The sequence below is a fragment of the Chromobacterium sp. W521 genome, from assembly GCF_052805975.1.
On sequence record NZ_JBRBAF010000041.1, the window covers coordinates 1 to 1,199 of the forward strand.

Annotated in this window: 1 protein-coding gene; it reads left to right on the plus strand. The window is 68.0% G+C overall.

Annotation, left to right across the window (positions count from 1 at the left end):
• Nucleotides 1-1,199, plus strand: a 1,199-nt coding sequence (locus ACUXV1_RS23200) for a type VI secretion system Vgr family protein (RefSeq protein WP_446016768.1), incomplete at both ends; no start/stop codon positions are given.

Here is a 1,199-nt window from a genome sequence, read left to right on the forward strand (position 1 = left end):
ATCGTCGAGCAGGTGTTCGGCGAGCATCAGCGGCCGGACTTCCGCTTTGAGCTGGAGCACGCCTACGAACCACGCGAATACTGCGTGCAGTTCCTGGAGTCCGACCTCAACTTCGTCAAGCGGCTGCTGGAGGACGAGGGCATTTACTTCTGGGTCGAGCACCAGCCGGAGCGCCATGTGGTGGTGCTGTCCGACACCCAGCGCTTCGACGACCTGGCCGCCGGCTACGGCCGGCTGCGCTTCCTGCCGGACGGCGACGAGTTCCGTCCGGTGCCGGGCCGCGAAGGCGTGCAGCGGCTGCAACGCACGCGGCGGGTAAGGCCGACCAATGTCGCGCTGCGCGACTTCGACTACCACGCGCCGTCCAACCGCCTGGACAGCGACGCCCAGGAGACCCAGACCAGCCTGGACGGCATCCGGCTGGAACACTACGACTACGGCGCGGGCTATAGCGATCAGGCAGGCGGCGACCGGCTGGCGCGGCTGCGGCTGGAGGCGCTGCAGGCGGATTCCCACCAGCTCACCGGCACGGCCAACGCCCGCGGGCTGGCCACTGGCGGCGCTTTCACGCTGGAAGGCCACCCGGATGCGGCGCGCAACCGCCGCTACTACGTGGCGGCCAGCGAGCTGACCTTTTTGCAAGACGGGCCGGACAGCAGCGGCCAGGGCCGCAATGTGATGTGCGTGTTCCGCGCGATGCGGGACGACCGGCCGTTCCGGCCGCTGCGGCTGACGCCCAAGCCGATTCTGCCGGGCATCCAGAGCGCGACGGTGGTGGGGCCGGTGAACGCGGAAGTGCATACCGATAAGCTGGGCCGCATCCGCGTGCACTTCCACTGGGACCGCTACAAGACGCAGGAGGAGGACGCCTCGTGCTGGATTCGGGTGTCGCAAGCCTGGGCCGGCAAAGGCTGGGGCGTGCTGGCGATGCCGAGGGTGGGTCAGGAAGTGCTGGTCACTTATGTGGACGGCGATCTGGACCGGCCCATGGTGACCGGCATCGTCTACAACGGCGACAACCCCACGCCGTACGACTTGCCGAAAGACATCCGTTACACCGGCCTGGTGACCCGCTCCTTGAAGCAGGGCCGCTACAGCAACGCCAGCCAGATCACTTTCGACGACCAGCGCGGCGCCGAGCGGGTGATGGTGCATGCCGAGCGCGACATGCAGCAGACCACCGAGCGCAACAGCTCGGA